General features: G+C 64.4%; 13 protein-coding genes, 1 tRNA gene and 2 pseudogenes. 2 read left to right on the top strand and 14 right to left on the bottom strand.

What is annotated here, in order from left to right; all coding sequences use genetic code 11:
- Positions 1 to 27: 27 nt before the first annotated feature.
- The 12 genes and pseudogenes from AB4Y64_RS09145 to AB4Y64_RS09090 all read right to left on the bottom strand — a co-directional run bounded on the left by AB4Y64_RS09145 (position 28) and on the right by AB4Y64_RS09090 (position 12,575).
- Positions 28 to 1,227 (bottom strand): glycosyltransferase family 4 protein, encoded by a 1,200-nt coding sequence (locus tag AB4Y64_RS09145; RefSeq protein WP_441816131.1) that lies wholly within the window; start codon positions 1,225 to 1,227, stop codon positions 28 to 30.
- Entirely contained in the window at positions 1,224 to 2,420 is a 1,197-nt protein-coding gene (locus tag AB4Y64_RS09140; protein WP_441816130.1) for a hypothetical protein, read from the bottom strand. The genes AB4Y64_RS09145 and AB4Y64_RS09140 overlap by 4 nt, the downstream gene beginning before the upstream one ends.
- 26 nt (positions 2,421 to 2,446) lie before the next feature.
- Positions 2,447 to 3,685, bottom strand: coding sequence for a WcaI family glycosyltransferase (locus tag AB4Y64_RS09135; protein ID WP_441816129.1), 1,239 nt, complete (start codon positions 3,683 to 3,685; stop codon positions 2,447 to 2,449).
- A gap of 193 nt (positions 3,686 to 3,878) precedes the next feature.
- Positions 3,879 to 5,267 carry an undecaprenyl-phosphate glucose phosphotransferase gene (locus AB4Y64_RS09130; protein ID WP_441816128.1) on the bottom strand — a complete coding sequence of 463 codons (1,389 nt, stop codon included), beginning with the start codon at positions 5,265 to 5,267 and terminating at the stop codon, positions 3,879 to 3,881.
- 62 nt (positions 5,268 to 5,329) lie between these two features.
- Positions 5,330 to 6,664 carry an O-antigen ligase family protein gene (locus AB4Y64_RS09125; protein ID WP_441816127.1) on the bottom strand — a complete coding sequence of 445 codons (1,335 nt, stop codon included), beginning with the start codon at positions 6,662 to 6,664 and terminating at the stop codon, positions 5,330 to 5,332.
- An 81-nt stretch (positions 6,665 to 6,745) separates the two neighbouring features.
- Positions 6,746 to 7,153, bottom strand: coding sequence for a hypothetical protein (locus AB4Y64_RS09120; protein WP_441816126.1), 408 nt, complete (start codon positions 7,151 to 7,153; stop codon positions 6,746 to 6,748).
- A gap of 108 nt (positions 7,154 to 7,261) precedes the next feature.
- A complete protein-coding gene (locus tag AB4Y64_RS09115; RefSeq protein ID WP_441816125.1) occupies positions 7,262 to 7,525 on the bottom strand; it encodes a hypothetical protein in 264 nt (87 codons plus the stop codon).
- Between the two features lie 45 nt (positions 7,526 to 7,570).
- Positions 7,571 to 8,743, bottom strand: coding sequence for a hypothetical protein (locus tag AB4Y64_RS09110; protein WP_441816124.1), 1,173 nt, complete (start codon positions 8,741 to 8,743; stop codon positions 7,571 to 7,573).
- A gap of 55 nt (positions 8,744 to 8,798) precedes the next feature.
- Positions 8,799 to 9,425, bottom strand: a pseudogene (locus AB4Y64_RS09105) (CpsD/CapB family tyrosine-protein kinase); the annotation flags it as partial.
- Positions 9,426 to 9,566: 141 nt separating this feature from the next.
- Positions 9,567 to 10,952: pseudogene (locus AB4Y64_RS09100) on the bottom strand (GumC family protein); the annotation flags it as partial.
- Positions 10,949 to 11,629, bottom strand: coding sequence for a polysaccharide biosynthesis/export family protein (locus AB4Y64_RS09095; protein ID WP_441816123.1), 681 nt, complete (start codon positions 11,627 to 11,629; stop codon positions 10,949 to 10,951). The pseudogene AB4Y64_RS09100 and the gene AB4Y64_RS09095, both read right to left, overlap by 4 nt.
- A 112-nt stretch (positions 11,630 to 11,741) precedes the next feature.
- The gene (locus AB4Y64_RS09090; protein WP_441816122.1) at positions 11,742 to 12,575 is read right to left on the bottom strand and encodes a tyrosine-protein phosphatase; all 834 of its coding nucleotides are present in this window, start codon (positions 12,573 to 12,575) and stop codon (positions 11,742 to 11,744) included.
- Positions 12,576 to 12,711: 136 nt separating this feature from the next.
- Between AB4Y64_RS09090 and AB4Y64_RS09085 the strand changes: the two genes are divergently transcribed.
- Positions 12,712 to 12,786: transfer RNA gene (locus tag AB4Y64_RS09085), tRNA-Val, on the top strand.
- 109 nt (positions 12,787 to 12,895) lie between these two features.
- Positions 12,896 to 13,249 (top strand): arsenate reductase (glutaredoxin), encoded by a 354-nt coding sequence (gene arsC, locus AB4Y64_RS09080; RefSeq protein WP_441816121.1) that lies wholly within the window; start codon positions 12,896 to 12,898, stop codon positions 13,247 to 13,249.
- Here the strand turns inward: arsC and AB4Y64_RS09075 are convergent, their stop codons facing one another.
- Both AB4Y64_RS09075 and AB4Y64_RS09070 read right to left on the bottom strand, forming a co-directional pair.
- Complete coding sequence (locus tag AB4Y64_RS09075) at positions 13,250 to 14,872, bottom strand: FMN-binding glutamate synthase family protein (RefSeq protein ID WP_441816120.1); 1,623 nt, start codon at positions 14,870 to 14,872, stop codon at positions 13,250 to 13,252.
- 50 nt (positions 14,873 to 14,922) lie between these two features.
- The gene (locus AB4Y64_RS09070; RefSeq protein WP_441816119.1) at positions 14,923 to 16,203 is read right to left on the bottom strand and encodes a nucleotide sugar dehydrogenase; all 1,281 of its coding nucleotides are present in this window, start codon (positions 16,201 to 16,203) and stop codon (positions 14,923 to 14,925) included.
- Between the last annotated feature and the right edge of the window lie 26 nt (positions 16,204 to 16,229).

Genomic DNA, 16,229 nt, shown 5'->3' with positions numbered 1-16,229 from the left:
GAGCCAAGACTACCCACGGGCGATCTATCATGCCAAGGCCTCTCGTGCACGATCGGCGCCTTGCTCCGTCCTCTCCACAATCAGTTCGAGCCGATCCACAGCGGCTTCAATGCTGAAATGCTCGCACGCATGCGCTCTTGCATCTTGGCCCATCTGAGGCCATCTGCGTCGGTCGGCCAACGCTCGCATCATACCGTTCCGAAACGCTTCCACCGACGGATCACGAACGAGCCAGCCTGTAACTCCATCGACCACGGTCTCTCCGGGGCCGCCGGCAGCATGCGCGAGCACTGGCTTACCCAGCATCATCCCCTCGATAACGGAGAGCCCAAATGGTTCCGCATCAATGCGCGAGTTAACGACCACGTCGCACATGGCATAAAGAGGTCTGACATCCCGAACTGCACCGGCAAAGATCACGTCCGAACTTACCGAAACTTCCGTTGCGACGCTCTTGAGGCAATCCGCGAACGCACCATCGGTCGGACCACCAACTATCAGGACTTTCACTCTGTGCCGACTGATGATTCCCGCAAGAGCCCGAATCAGCTCCTCTTGACCCTTCTCGGGAACCAGCCTGGCAAACACTCCGAAAACGACATCCTCGCCATGCAATCCGAAGCTCGCTCGCTCTTCTGGAACAAACGCCCCGCATTCGAAACTCTTAGATTCGATACCCAGGTGCATCACCCTTGCCTCAACTCTGCGATTCATCAGGGTCGTTGCGGTGTATCGGCTGTTCGCGATGGGTACAACCCTGAAGCGGGAGAAGAACCAGTCGTAAATGCGCTTGTTCAGGTTCAGCGGATACCTCGAACTAACTTCGTTCGGCATGATCCAGTACGCCCTCTTGCCGCAGTTGTACGCGCTAATACCTGCCAAGAAGACCAAGTTCGGCATGCGAACAACGACTACGTCGACATTCCTCCGCCTTACCCAAGCGCGAACTCTGCTGGTGGCGCAAATGCCAAACAGCACGAGCCGAACGACGGAATATAGTCCGCGCAGACCCGACTGGAAGTTCGGTGATTTGCCAGGACCCGAACGCTCCACCTTTGCACCGAGTTTCTCGCATTGATCAGCCAATGACCCGCCAGATAGCGAGTACACGTGACACTCCACTCCACGCTCCAGCAGGCACGCGACGAGAGAGGTTACGAAGCGACTCACACCGTAGCTCTCTGACCCGTCGATCACGAAACCAAAACTTCTATCGGGGTTGATCATTTCGCCGCTCTCGGACTGGAGAATGCCACCGAATAGCCAACGAGCATCGCAATAAAGCCGAACAATCGTGGTGATTCAAGCGCGCCAAGCGCACACCCCAGGAAGAGGGAGTAGCACCAAAGCTCCACACCAATCCTCGCAGGCCGGGCCTGCAGCCGAATGCAGCGGGAGTAAAGGTAAACGAACGCAGGGAAGAGGATTGGCCCGTAATAGAACAGCCCGAGCATCCACGCGTTTGTCCCGAACTGAGTACTCTGAAATGGATTCAAACTCGCGACATAGGAAAGGTCGTACTGCGCACCTGGACCGGCTCCCAGCCAGGCACCTCCTAGCCAAGACTGGAGCGTATTCACCAGAGGAAGGGCCAATCGAATACCTTCCGAGCTTTCCGCGATTGCTTCTGGTGAGGAGAAGAGTCTCAGCAGTCGCTCTGAAACCAACAGCAATCCGGCAAGTCCCAGGATCGAGATGCTTCCTATCTGCAGGACCCTTTTCAATGGATACGACTTCCCTTTCGCGACCATGACTGCACAGACAATCGCCGCACCGATGGGAATTGGGCTCCGGAGCATGTACCAGCAGCAGAACAACACGGCGATCGCCGCGAGCAGCCATCGATGAGAGCGATTCGACGACAAGCTAGCGACGACCGCCACGGATACTCCGATTGCGGCGATCGATGGCTCGGCGGCGAACGCGGTTGGCCGTCGAGTACCGGCCAGCGTGATGTCCCGCTCGAGACTGAACTCACCGCTTCCGTAGTAAGAGAATCCGACGCCTGAAGAGTAGATGTACTCACCAACGCGGCTCGACATTTCAGCAAGCGGCCCGAAGTACTCCAATGCAATGACTAGAAACATGAGGAGTGACACGAGCAGCATGCTCGCGGACAAAGCCGCGGGTCGCACCCTCATCGTCCACCGAAGCACCACCATTGAAATGACAATGGATACCGAAGTCTGGACCCAACTTGACACAATCTTGTCGACAGGAGGCGACGCGGGCGTGGCAATCAACGAGACAATTGCGATCGCACAGAGCGCCATAAGGGGCGGTACAGATGCACGCAAGGCCTGCAAGGAGCCGCCAAGCAGGAGCGGAACCAGAAGCGATGTTGCCGATGGGAGTCGAAAGTCACCCACGGCCACGCCTGCATCGAAGTACAGGAGGATGAAGGCAAGCACGACCTTCATGGCATCAATGGTGCGTCGACGAACAATCATGGTGCGCGCGACCCCGCGATCAATTGCTTCATTTCCGATTCAAAATCAGCAAGGACAGCTGCATTGGAGATGTCCTTCACCGCCAACGCCCTAGCCGCTGCACCAAGCTTGTCGCGACGCGCTTTGTCACCCACAAGGTCCAACAAGGAAGACACGAAGTCTTGAACGACCCCAGGCTCCGTCGCAACACCGACGTGCTCCAGGGTACGGGCGAGACTGCTTCCAGTCGCGCACGTGCCCAGGACTGGGCGCCCGCTGGCCAGCATCCCCGTCAACTTGGACGGCATCACGAGATCCTCAACACAATCAAGTTGAGGCAGCAGGTGTATGTCAGCCAGTCCCAACCAGTCGTTCAGGCGCTCCATCGGCTGCAGTTCCGCGACTCTCACATTCGGCAAGTCACGACATTCGATCTCAAGGCGTTCCCGACCGGGCCCGGCCCCACCAAAGACAAAGTACAAGTCGCCTCGACCTCTCAGGGCCTTGGCTGTTTCCGATAGAAGCTCAAGCCCCTGTTTCATTGCCATGTTCCCCGAGTAAAGCGCAACGACCGCGTCTTCCGGTATTCCCATCTCCGCTCGATACGGGCTGGGAGCTACCAGAGGATGGATCGCCTGAGTGTTAACCCAGTTGGGGAACAGAATTCGTTTAGGCGACGCAACTCCCTTTGCCTGGAGCCGAGCCGCCATACCTTCAGAGATGGTGGAGACCCGATCAAACCGCCGAAACAGCCACCGTTCGATCGCGCGCGTCATTCGCACCAGTCGGCCGATTCGAATCATGCCCATATCGATCGCCGCGTCCATTTCAAAATCCTGAACATGGAGCCAGCATTTCGACCTGGATGCGCGAGAATAGAGCCAGGCAGCCGGCGCACTCGCCAGCGTTGGGGCAACGTTGATGACCAGATCAGGCCGGAACCGGGCTGATGCCATCAAGCCGATCATTGAGGAAACCGCGAAGGTGGCGAGGTGCAGAACTCGGGTCACACCACGGGGCTTCGCCGGCACCCAGATTGGACAATGGAGAACATCAACGCCGTTTAGACGTCGATGCCGAATCTGCCACGAACGGTACTCCGGCCAAACTGACCACGATGGGTAGTAAGGCTGGCCGGTCACAACACGTACTGTGTGCCCGCGCGCGGCGAGCCATTCACACATTTCGGCCGTGTACTTGCCCGTTCCGATATGCTCGGGCGCATAGTTGATTCCAACTACTAAGACACGGCTCATCTAAGTCAACCAACTACGCCCAGTTCAGAAATTCGTCGTACCCACAGACCTGAATTCTGTTGGGGCTGTAGAGATTGCGACCATCGTTCGATCCCAGTCTCGGCGGAAAGGCGATTGCAGCCACTCCGGCAACGCGGGTGCCCGTTACCTGCCCTATGGATCCGGCGCCAGAGCTTGCATTGCACTTCAACACCTAGTAGGCCGCTCTGCTCATGAACCCCTTCACCACCGTCATCGCGATGATGCGAAGATCAAGCAACAGGGACCAGTTCTGCATGTAATGCAGGTCGTACTCGACACGCGAGGCCATCTTGTCGACGGTATCGGTCTCTCCACGCAGGCCATTGACCTGCGCCCAGCCGGTGATCCCCGGCTTCACGCGATGGCGCTGCATGTAGTTCTGCACGATCACCTTGTAGTGGTGGTTGTGCTCCACCGCATGCGGCCGCGGCCCCACGATCGACATCTTCCCCTGCATCACGTTGATGAACTGCGGCAGTTCATCGAGGCTGGTGCGGCGCAGGAAACTGCCGAAGGCCGTCACGCGCGGGTCGTGGCGGGTCGCCTGGGTCAGCTTGCCCGCGCTCTCGCCATGAACGCGCATGCTGCGGAACTTCCAGACCTTGATCGTCTTTCCGTCCAGGCCATGGCGCTTCTGCTTGAACAGCACCGGCCCGGGCGAGCTCAACTTCACACCGATCGCGATCAGGCACAGCAGCGGCGAGATCAGGACCAGGATCAGCGCGCCCAGCACGCGGTCCTGCACGCCCTTGAGCAGGCGCGCCTCGCCATTGAGCGGACTCGCGCGCAGGTTGATCACCGGCAGGCCCGCCATCTGCTCGACGGAGTGGTTCAGCAGTTGCAGGCCGAACAGGTCGGGCACGAACTTGATGTCGGCCGTCGAGTGGTCCAGGTCGGTGACGATGCGGTCGATGGCGACCTGCTCGCTCACCGGCAACGCGATCCAGACCTGGCCGATGTGGTGCAACTCGACGTAATGCGCCAGCGCGCCCAGGTCGCCCAGATGCGGAACGCCGGCCAGCGCCGGCTGCATGCCGGCCGCCGTGCTGAACCAGCCGCGCACTTCGATGCCGGCCCAGCGCTGGCGTTCCAGGGTGCGCACGATGTGCGCCGCATCGGCGTTGCTGCCAACCACGACCGCGGTGCAGATATCGAGCCCGCGTACACGCACCCAGGCGGCCGCCTTGCGGCACACCAGCCTGCCCACGCCAGAGGCCAGCACGGTGCCAATGAACCAGTACGCCCACCACAGGCGCGAGGTCACGCCCTGCACCTTCAGCAGCGCCACATAGAGAATGCCCAGCAGGAACACCACGGTCCATACGCCGAGCAGCTTGAAGGCTTCGGCAACCACGCTCTTGCCGCGCCAGCTGCGATACATCGAAAACGAACCCATCGACAGCAGCGTGAACAACACGCCGCGGGCCACCGCCTGGCGGATCTCCAGCGGCATGTCGGTCGTGTCGAACCGCAGCCAGTAGGCAACCACGCCGACCGCAACAATCACGGCGATGTCGAGCACGCGCAGCATCAGCCCGAACAGGGCCGAAAACTTGTTCAATGACGCACGTTCGACTGCGTACTCCGGCCGGATTGGCGAGAACAGCATGCGGACCCCCCCAGTCATCGCGATTCGCTCGCGTTCGTCAGGAGGAAGGACAGCACCAGCGCGAACACCACCGCGACCGCATGGGTCCGCAACGGGTAATCGACCAGGGAGTGCGCCAACGGGACAAACGCGGCAATCGCCGCGGCACTGAGTATCGGCCCGTGGAAAGTGTGATCAATGAGACTTTTTCTTGTGACGCAGATCACCGTGACCAACAGCGTCAGTATCAGGACAATTCCTGGCAAGCCGGCCTCGATCAGCGTCTCCAACACATCGTTGTGCGCGTGCAACGCGAACACCTCGCGCATCGCCGCGACCGGCTCGAGCGGCGCGTACACCGACTTGAAGCTGCCCCAGCCGCTACCCCACGGCAGGTACGCCTGCGCGGCGTCCCAGCCGTAACGCAGGTACTGCCAGCGCAGGTCTTCCAGCGGATCCTGCTGCAGGCGGTGGCTGATGCCGTCCCATGCGTAGACGGCAATGCCGGCGATGGCCACCGCAATGGCGGCCATTGGCGCCCAGCGGCGTACGCGGCCAGGTTTGCTGGCGTCAGTGACCCGCGACGACAGCACGACGCTGGCCAGTGCAGCCGCGCAGGCGAGCGCCAGCCCGGTTCGCGAGAAGCTCAGGGCCGCGGCGAGGAACAGCATCGCCGCGACCGCATACCAGGCCAGGGCGGCAGGCACGCGGCGCCTGGTCTGGCTCTGCACGCCCAGGGCGATGGCGAAAGGCAGCAGCATCGCCATCAGGCAGGCGAAGTGATTGCGATTGGCGAACAGGCCGATCGCGCCGATGGGATGGTGATAGTCGTAGAAGCGCAGCGCGGAATGAGTACCCGCAGCAGACTGGGCGTAGCCCAGCAGCGCCGTCAGCGTCGCCAGCACCAGCGCGAGCTTGAGCAGCCGTAGCCTTGCCGCCGTCGTCAGCGTGCACGCCAGCGCCCAGAACGACGCGAACACCAGCATCGCCAGCAACGCACGCACGGTGCCCCAGCGGTCCAGCGTCAGCGGAAGCCATCCATGCGTTTGCCTGGCCTGCGCCAGATCGGCAAGCACGTCCGAACGTCCCGGCAGCATTGAAAGCATCGCGGGAGGCAGTGGAATCAACTGCAGCACGGCCAGTGCGATCGCGCCCAGGCAGACGACGGCCATGGCGCGCTGCGGCCTGGATGCAGGCGCCCATTGCCAGCGCATGAGCGCCAGCAGCAGCGCCGGCAGCGCAGCCATGTGCACGATGACGTCGCCGATGCCACGCGACCCGCCACCGGCCAGCAGCACTGCAGTCAACAGCAGCGCGGCAGCAAGTTCGGCGGCCGTATCAGGCGTCCCCTTGGCGCCCTTCAAACGCATTTCAACCTCGTTGACAGCAAACGGGCCGCACGCGGCGGCCCGTCGCTATCCATTCTGTTCTGAGTGGACGGCGGTGCGCGCTTACGGGCTCGACGGCTTCGGCGGAGCCGGAGCGGGCTTTGCGTCGTCGCCACCGCCAGACGCCAGCGCCACGGCGCCGGCAGCCACGGCGATGCCGGAGCCGACCATGACGTAGTTGGTGTCCGAACCGGTCTTACCCAGGCTCGGGCACTTCGCCGGCGCGGTGTCCTGCACGGTGTAGCTGCCGGTGACCTTGACGGTGCAACCGTTGGAATAGGTGACGTACGCTTCGCCGCCGTTGACGACGACCACGTCGCCGGCCTCGGCGCCAGCGCTGCTGGCCTCACCGACCGTGCGGCCACCGACCTGCACGTCGCCACTGTTGGAGCGGACAAGTACCTTCGGCGATTGCGCAAGCGCACCACCAGCAAGGGTCAACGCGAACATCCCAACAATCAGCGACTTCATTGCACAACTCCGGATCTATTCAATTGGATTCGTCTCAGACGATCGGGCCGCTCGAGGCGACCCGTTCGCCACTGCACCGGACCCACGGTCCGGCGCAGCTCGAAGGCATTACGGGCTGGACGGCTTCGGCGGCTTCGGAGCCGGTGCCGGCTCGTCGCTACCACTGCTGCCGCCGGCAAGCGCTGCAGCGGCGGCAACGCCGGCGCCAACGGCCAGCACGGTCGAACCGTCGACCTTGCTCTTCTTCTCCTGCGAAGCGACCTTCTTGGCCGGAGCGGCCTGATCCTTCGCGGCGTCGTTGGCCGGTGCGGTCTGCGCGGAAGCCGCGCCAAATGCGAGGACAGCGACCAGACCAAACAGAATCTGCTTCATGGCTTTAGAACTCCCTATCAACACGAAATGTGTCACTGCGACAGCCTATTCGGAGCGTGACGCAGTTTGCAATGTGACAGCACTGGGAACTTTTCTCAGTTGCACGTCATCGACGCGCAAAGTGCCACTGATCTGTCGTTCGGACAGCGACCGGCCGGTGTGACGCAGCGTCAGTTGTTGACCCTGACAGTCAGGCGGCACATCGAACGTCGCACGCGCGGTCCGCCAGTGCGACGACGCTGAGGCCGGAAGGTCAAGTTGCATGAGGTTTGCGTGCGCAAGCTCCGGCCCGGCCGCGCATTGCACGAACCAGGCGAAGCGTCGCGGCGACCCGGTCCGGTCATCCACGGCACTGCTGAGCTCATAACGCCCCGGTGCAAGCGCCAGGCGCTGGCGCGGGCCAATGAATCGCATCGCGCGACCGCTGAAGTCCGCCTGCAGCGATTGCTGCCCCTGCACCGGGTCGATGGCGTCGAGGGTGATGCTGACGCCGGGTTCGTCGGACCACTTCCAACCGAATCCACCGGTCTGGTCCTGGCCCTCGAAGCCGCCATCGAACGGCAGGCCATCGAGCGCCCTTTCATCTTCTGCCAGCGAAGCAAGCCATATCTCGCGTGCACGCGCAGCCTGGCCGAGCGCGGTGAGCGCATCGACCCGCACCGACAGCTCGGCAGGCGTCAGCGGCACGGTCTGGCTAAGGCCCGACAGCAGGGCCTCGGTCTGCGCCGGGTCGGAAGTGCGCAGCACTCGCGCCAGGGTTCCGCGCCACGGCGGATCGGCCGCCAGCACCCGCACCAGCGCCGCGTGCAGTTCGGGATTGCCGGTGAAGGGCATCAACGAAACCAGCATCGGCTCACGCAGATGCGGCGCAATGCGCAGCAGTGCATCGACGTGGGTCACGCCCTCATCCACCCTGCCCTGCGCGAACGAGGCATCGACCAGCATCGCCTGGGCGATGTCGTCGCGTGGCGACAGGCGCGCGGCGGTGCGGTAGAGATCGATCGCGCGGCCGGGGTCCGGCTGCAGCGCAGCCGCCAGCCCGAGCAGGCGGAATGCGCCGCCATCGATCGGGCGGTCGCGCAGCGTTTCACGCGCGGCCACGGCAAGCACGTCGGCGTCGCCGGCCTGTCCACGTGCGGCGGCCACGCGTCGATCGGGACCGAACGCAGCGCCGACATCCGCATCGACACGCACCTGCTGCCAGGCCATCCAGGCCATCGCAGTGACCGCAAGCAGGCCAACCCCGAGACGGAGCTGGCCGGCCCGCGGCCGGTCAGTCGGACGAGCCGCCGTAGGCATAGTAGGTATAGCCGTAGCCTTCGCCCTTGCGCTTGAGGTCGAATCGGGTCAGCACGGCGCCGAGGACTCGGGCACGCGCGGCCTTCAGGCGCTGCAGCGAAACGCGCAGTGCATCGTTGCGGGTGTCTTCGGCCGCGGCCACCATGACGGTGGCTTCGGCCTGGTTGGCCAGCAGCGGTGCATCGGCCAGGCCCAGCACCGGCGGACCGTCCAGGATCACCATGTCGAACTGCTCCCGCAATTGCGCGAGCAACCTGGCCAGCGAATCGCCAGCAAGCAGCTCCGGCGGGTTCGGCGGCAGCGGACCGGAGGTGATGACGCTCAGCTTTTCGTTGGGCAGGTGCTGCAGTACGTCGGCCAGTTCGCGCGCGCCTGCCAGCAGGTTCGACAGGCCCATCGCCGAGGACAGGCCGGTGGTCTTGTGCACGGACGGATTGCGCAGGTCGGCGTCGACCAGCACCACGCGCTTGCCAAGCTGGGCGATGTTGCGCGCCAACTCGTGCGCCGTGGTGCTCTTGCCCTCCGACGGGCTGGCGCTGGTGATCAGCAGGCTGCGCGGCAGGCCATGCACCGTGGCGAACTGCAGCGCGGTGCGCACCGAGCGGTAGGCCTCGGCAAACGGCGAGCGCAGGTCGTTGGCCGCCTGGGCCGTGGTCATGCCCTGCTCCAGGCGCGGGATGGCACCCAGGACCGGTAGTCCGGTGATGGCTTCCAGCGCCTTCGGGTCATGCACCGTGTTGTCGAGGTGGTGCATGAGGAACGCCAGCAGGACACCGAGGAACCCGCCCAGCAGCATGCCGACCGCAAGGTTGAGCAGCTTGCGCGGCGAGTTCGCCTTGTCGGGCGCGACAGCGCGGTCGATCACCGAGATGTTGTTGGCGCCCACGCCACCGGCCACGCCGATCTCCTTGTAGCGCTGCAGCAGCGCGTCGTAGAGCTGGCGGTTGGTTTCGGCCTCGCGGCGCAGGATGTTGTACTGGATCGAGCGGCTCTGCAGGTCGAGCACGTCGCCCTTCAGGCCGGTGATGCGCTCGCGAAGCAGCGTCTCCTGCGCCAGCGCGGCCTGGTACTCGGCGCGGATGGCGTCGCGGATGTTGCCGACTTCCACATTGATCTGGCGATCGGCTTCGGCGATCTGGTTGCTCAACTGCACCATGTTCGGGTAGTCGGCCTTGTAGGTACCCAGGTTGTTCTGGTACTCGGCCATCAGCGTCGAACGCTGCTCGCGCAGCTTCTGGATCAGCAGGTTGGCGACGACCTGCGGCAGGCCCATGCCGTTGCCGGTGCTGGCCTGGGCCCACATCGCCTCGGCCTTGATGCGCGAACCCTGCGCCACGGCGAGGGCGGCATTGAGATCGCTGAGGTTCTGGGCGTCGAGCGAAGGCTTGTCGTCGCCGACGGACACGATCCGCTCGGTTTCGGAGAACGCCACCAGCTCCTTCTCGGAATCCTCGAGCTTGCCCTTGAGCTGTGTCAGTCGTTCTTCCAGGTACTTCTTGGCGTACGACGAGGCATCGAATCGACGCTCCAGGTTGCTGGCGATGAAGCCGTCGGCATAGGCATTGGCCACGCGCGCAGCCAGCAGCGGATCGGGCGAATCGAAGTTGACGCGGACCAGGCGCGAGTTGCGCACCGGCTCGATGCCCAGCTCTTCCTGCACCAGCTCGATCATGGCCGCTTCGCGCGCCTGCTGGCGGGTGGAAGCGGACACGGCCTGGCCGTTGGCCTTGTCGGTGAGGTCCTCGTCGACCTTGGCCATGTCCTTTTCGAACTGCTTGTTCGCGGTCAGGCGCAGGTCCTGGATGACGCGGCGCGCAAGCGAGCGGCTCTTCAGCAGCTCGTACTGGGTCTGGTAGAAGTCGCGATCCATCGGCGACTCGGTCGGCTGCAGGCCTTCGAACTCGACGATCTTCATCGTGTCGCGCTCGATCTGCAGGGTCGAACCGGCGCGGTAGATGGGCGTGGCCAGCAGCGTGAATACCAGCGTCAGGAACACCACCGCGAACGCGGTGCCGATGACCCACCACTGGCGCTCGCGCAGGATGCGCCAATACTCGAGAAGGTTGATCTCGTCGCCGTCACGGTCTTCCTGACGCAGCGACTCGATGGGTTCTGCTACAGCGTTCAATTGTAGGACCTCCACACCGCGATGAACGGCGCCAGCTGGATCAACGTCCGCAGCGTCTGGCGACCCATCGAGGTATCCACCACGATCACGTCCTCGCCGAAGATCTGCGGATCGGGCTGCTCACCCTTCTCGATGGCGGCGACGTCGAAGCGCGCGTACTTGCGCTCGCCGCCGATGGTGCGGAACACCAGCACGTTGCGATGGCTGGCAACGTCGCTGAAGCCTTCCGACAGCGCCAGGCACTGCAACAGGCTCAGTCGCGAGGTCATCGGGTAGATGCCGGGCTTCTTCACGGCGCCACCGACGGTCACGCGCTGGCTGGAGAATTCCTTCACGAACACGGTGACCTGCGGGTTCTGCAGGTAGCGCGCCTTGTAGCGGCCGGAGATGTCCTGTTCGACTTCGCCCACGGTGTGGCCGGCGACGTCGACGGCGCCAATCAGCGGGAGTGCGATCTGCCCTGCATTGTTGACCCGGACGTCACGGTTGAGGTCCTCGATCTGGAATACCGTCACCGCGAGCAGATCGCTCGGGCCGATCAGGTACTCGCTACGGCCCATGGCCGCCGCCACCGGATCACCTTCCGGCAACGTAGCTGCTTCATCCTTCGACCCGCCGACATTCGAACAGGCGCACAACAACATCAGGCACGCAAGCGCCCAGACTCGTAAACCCATAACCACGTGCCATCCCCAAAAAAACAAGCCGTACGCAGGCGCGCACGGATTCCCACTTCAATTATGCCGCACGTCCCAGTTTCGACTGCCCCGTCGGTACTGAGACTTTTCCTCACTTCCCCCGGATCGAGCGCAGCCAGCGGCTGACCGCGCCCTCGCCCGACGCCCCGTCCGGGCCGCGTACCTGGGGCACGAAACTTGCCTTCCGGAACAGCGCCGGCGGCAGTTGCTCGGGCGCCACATCGTCGACGATGCCGCGCGTGCGGGTATCGACCATGTGCACGGCTTCTTCCATTCCGACCAGCCCGGCCGCAGCCTCGCGGGCCTCGGCCAGCAGCGGCGGCCGCCGCTGCGGATGGTGCGCGTCGGTCGCCAGGATCATGCACAGCCCTTCGCCGACGAAACGCTCTCCCCAATACTTCACCCGGCGCCCGTAGCGCCCGGTCATCGCCCCGGCGGTGATCTGCATCCAGGCGCCACGCTCTGCCAGCCGCTTGAACACGTCGTAGTGCGTCTCCACCCAGGTCAGGCGCTCGGGATGGGTGATCACCGGCACCAGGCCCGCGGCCATCAGGTCGAACACCGCCTCTTCGAAGCGCGGCGGTGCGACATGGTGCGGCGGCTCCAGCAGCAGGTAGCGCGAGCCGGCCAGGGTCGGCACGCGGCCACCGCGGATGCCTGCGAGCAGGTCCGGATCCATGTGGACGTCGGCGCCCTCGACCAGCCGCAGCGCTATCCCGCGCTCGTCGAGCTCGGCCTGGAACGCAGCGATGGCGGCACGAATGCCGTCGGCCGTGTTCTCGTACATGCCCGGGTAGATGTGCGGCGTGCAGGCGACGGTGACGATGCCGTCGGCCGCGGCCATGCGCGCCATTTCCAGTGCCATGTCGAGATCCACCGCGCCATCGTCGATGGCAGGCAGCAGATGGCAATGCAGATCGAACATGGCGCCCCCCCGAGCACAGAGCGCGGGAGTGTAGCGGCAAAGCGCGCCGGCCCTGCTGAACGAGCTGCGCCTGATTTGCCGGCACGAGGCTCTTGCCAACCCGGGCCCGGCTTGAGGTATACTGCGCAGCCATTTTGGGCGGTTAGCTCAGCGGTAGAGCACTGCTTTCACACGGCAGGGGTCACAAGTTCGAAACTTGTACCGCCCACCAGTACCAGGCAAAGGCCGGCGAAAGCCGGCCTTTTGCTTTTCAGCGCCGGCTCGCCAGCCGCCAACCCAGGCCCGCCAGCACCGTCGCCGCAGATTCAGCGAGGCTTTCGATGAACGACACCCGCCTGTACCACAACCCCCGCTGCTCCAAATCGCGCGGCGCACTGGAACTGCTGCGCGAACGCGGCATCGAGCCGATGGTGGTCACCTATCTCGACACACCGCCTTCGCCCGCCGAGCTGCGTGGCTTGCTGCAGATGCTGCAGTTGCCGGCACGCGCCCTGCTCCGCACCGGTGAAGACGAGTACGCCGCGCTCGGGCTGGCCGACGAGTCGCTGCCGGAATCGGCACTGATCGAAGCGATGAGCGCGCATCCGCGCCTGATCGAGCGTCCAATCCTGGTCCATGCCGGCCGGGCGGTGATCGGGCGCCCGCCTGAACGCGTGCTCGAACTGCTCGGCTGACTACAGCGACTTGCTCCCGCGCATCGCCGCCACCAGAGCGGGCGCGGCAAAGGTGTCGCTGCGCGCACCGGCCCAGAACGACTGGAACACCGCGTGCTCCGGGATCCTGGCCACCAGGTCGCCCGGTCGCAGGAACGTGTAGAGCGCGGCCAGTGATCGCACCTCGATCGGCGAAACCCGACGAAGGATGTGCTCCGGACCCAGTTGCTCCGGATGCTCCAGCCCCGCCGCGCACAGCAGATCGCGCAATGCCTTGAGCGTGTTCTGCTGGAAGGCCGCCACGCGCGTGGCCTTGTCGGGCACGTCGAGATTGCGCCAGCGGCGCGGATCCTGTGTCGCCACGCCGGTCGGGCAACGGTCGGTGTGGCAGCTCTGCGACTGGATGCAGCCAAGCGCGAACATGAAGCCGCGCGCCGCGTTGCACCAGTCGGCGCCCATCGCCAATGTGCGGGCGATGTCGAACGCGCTGGTGATGCGCCCGGCAGCGCCGATGCGGATGCGGCCGCGCAGGTCCAGGCCCACCAGCGTGTTGTGCACCAGCATCAATGCTTCGTGCATCGGCACGCCGACATGATCGATGAACTCCGCAGGCGCCGCGCCGGTACCGCCCTCGGCGCCGTCGACGACGATGAAGTCCGGCAGCAGTCCGCTTTCGAGCATGGCCTTGGCGATGCCGAACCATTCCCACGGATGGCCGATCGCCAGCTTGAATCCGACCGGCTTGCCGCCCGACAACTCGCGCAGCTGCGCGACGAACTCCAGCAGGCCCAGCGGCGTGTGGAATGCGCTGTGCGCGGCCGGCGAGACGCAGTCCACGCCCATCGGCACGCCGCGGGCCTGGGAAATCTCCGCGGTCACCTTGGCCGCCGGCAATACACCGCCGTGGCCGGGCTTGGCGCCCTGCGACAGCTTGATCTCGATCATCTTCACCTGCGGGTCGGCGGCACACGCGGCGAACCGCTCGGCACTGAACGATCCGTCGTCGTTGCGGCAACCGAAATAGCCCGAGCCGATTTCCCAGACCAGGTCGCCGCCGTTCTCGCGGTGGTAGGACGAAATCGAGCCCTCGCCGGTGTCGTGGTAGAACCCGCCCATACGCGCGCCGCGGTTGAGCGCGCGGATGGCATTTGCCGACAGCGAACCAAAGCTCATCGCCGAGATGTTGAACACGCTGACGGCATAGGGCTGCTTCGCACTGCCCTCGCCCACCACCACACGGAAGTCGTGCGAACCATGCGGCTTGGGCGCCAGCGAGTGATTGATCCACTCGTAGTCGATGCCATAGACATCCTGCTGCGAACCGAACGGCCGCACGTCGCTGACCGACTTGGCGCGCTGGTAGACCAGGCTGCGCTCCTGTCGCGAGAACGGAACCTCGGCGATATCCGACTCGATGAAGTACTGCCGCATTTCCGGGCCGATCGATTCCAGGGCATAGCGGAAGTGGGCGAGCAACGGGTAGTTGCGGCGCAGGACACTTCGGGTCTGCATCAGGTCCCAGGTTCCCAATGCCACCAGCGCGCCGGAACCGGCCACGCCCCACCACCACGTGGCGTGCCACGGCGCCAGGATCAGCGACGCCAGCAACGCGACCAGGCTGGCGGCAAACAGGGAATAGCGCATGTGGCGGCAACCGTCGGGAAGGCGGTCAAAGCATAACGCGGCGGCCGTGATCAGAGCCTTGCATCGACCCCGTCGCGCGGGTACAGGCTCTTGATGTCGTACAGCAGCGCATGTTCGCGCCCGAACGCACGCGCACCGGCGGCGCCCAGCTCGCGGAACTGCTCATGGGCAACGGCCAGCACCACCGCGTCGTAGGTTTCGTGCTGCGGCGCACTGGGCAGCAACTCGATGCCATAGGCGCGTCGCGCTTCGTCGGCATCGGCCCAGGGGTCGTAGATGTCCACTTGCGCGCGGTACTCGCCGAACTTTTCTGCAAGCTCGATCACGCGCGTGTTGCGCAGGTCCGGGCAGTTCTCCTTGAAGGTGATGCCCAGGATGAGGATGCGCGCACCGGCAACGGCAATGCCGCGCTGGATCATCAGCTTTACCACGTCGGCGGCGACATGCTCGCCCATCGCATCGTTGATGCGGCGGCACGCCAGCAGGATGTCCGGGTAGTAACCGGCCTGCTGTGCCTTCTGGATCAGGTAATAGGGATCGACGCCGATACAGTGGCCACCGACCAGGCCCGGCCGGAACGGCAGGAAGTTCCATTTCGTGCCGGCGGCCTCCAGCACTTCGGTGGTGTCGATGCCCAGGCGCTGGAAGATCAGCGCGAACTCGTTGACCAGCGCGATGTTGGCGTCGCGCTGGGTGTTCTCGATGACCTTGGAGGCCTCCGCCACGCGCAAGCTGGAGGCCTTGTGCGTGCCGGCCTTGATGATGCTGCGATAGAGCGCATCGACGAAATCGGCTGCTTCGGGCGTGGAGCCGGAGGTCACCTTGGGGATGTCGACCAGGCGACGCTTGCGGTCGCCCGGGTTGATGCGCTCGGGGCTGTAGCCGACGAAGAAATCGTGGTTGCAGCGAAGGCCCGACGCGCGCTCGAGCTCGGGCACGCAGATCTCTTCGGTTGCACCGGGATAGACCGTCGACTCATAGACGACCACGTCACCGGCTTTCAGCAGCGAACCAATCGTGCGACTGGCGGCAATCAGCGGCGAGAAATCAGGGCGCTTGTGCTCGTCGACCGGCGTGGGCACGGTGATCACGAAGACGTTGCAGTCGCGCAGTTGCTGCGGATCGGAAGTCAGGGTCAGGCGCCTGGCATCGACCAGGTCAGCGCGCTCCGTCTCGCCGTTGTAATCCTCGCCACGGGCGAGCTGCTCGACCCGGCGCGCGTCGATGTCGTAACCCAGCGTGTCGTACTGGCGGGCGAACTCGACCGCCAATGGCAGTCCGACGTAGCCCAGCCCGACGACCGCGATGCGCGACCCGGCAATCTCCTGCATTCACCCACCTGCTCGATGTTCTGGCC

Origin of the sequence: Lysobacter sp. TAF61, assembly GCF_052113485.1 — a bacterium.
Taxonomy (GTDB): Bacteria; Pseudomonadota; Gammaproteobacteria; order Xanthomonadales; family Xanthomonadaceae; genus Lysobacter_J.
This window is presented reverse-complemented; position numbering and strand designations above follow the sequence as displayed.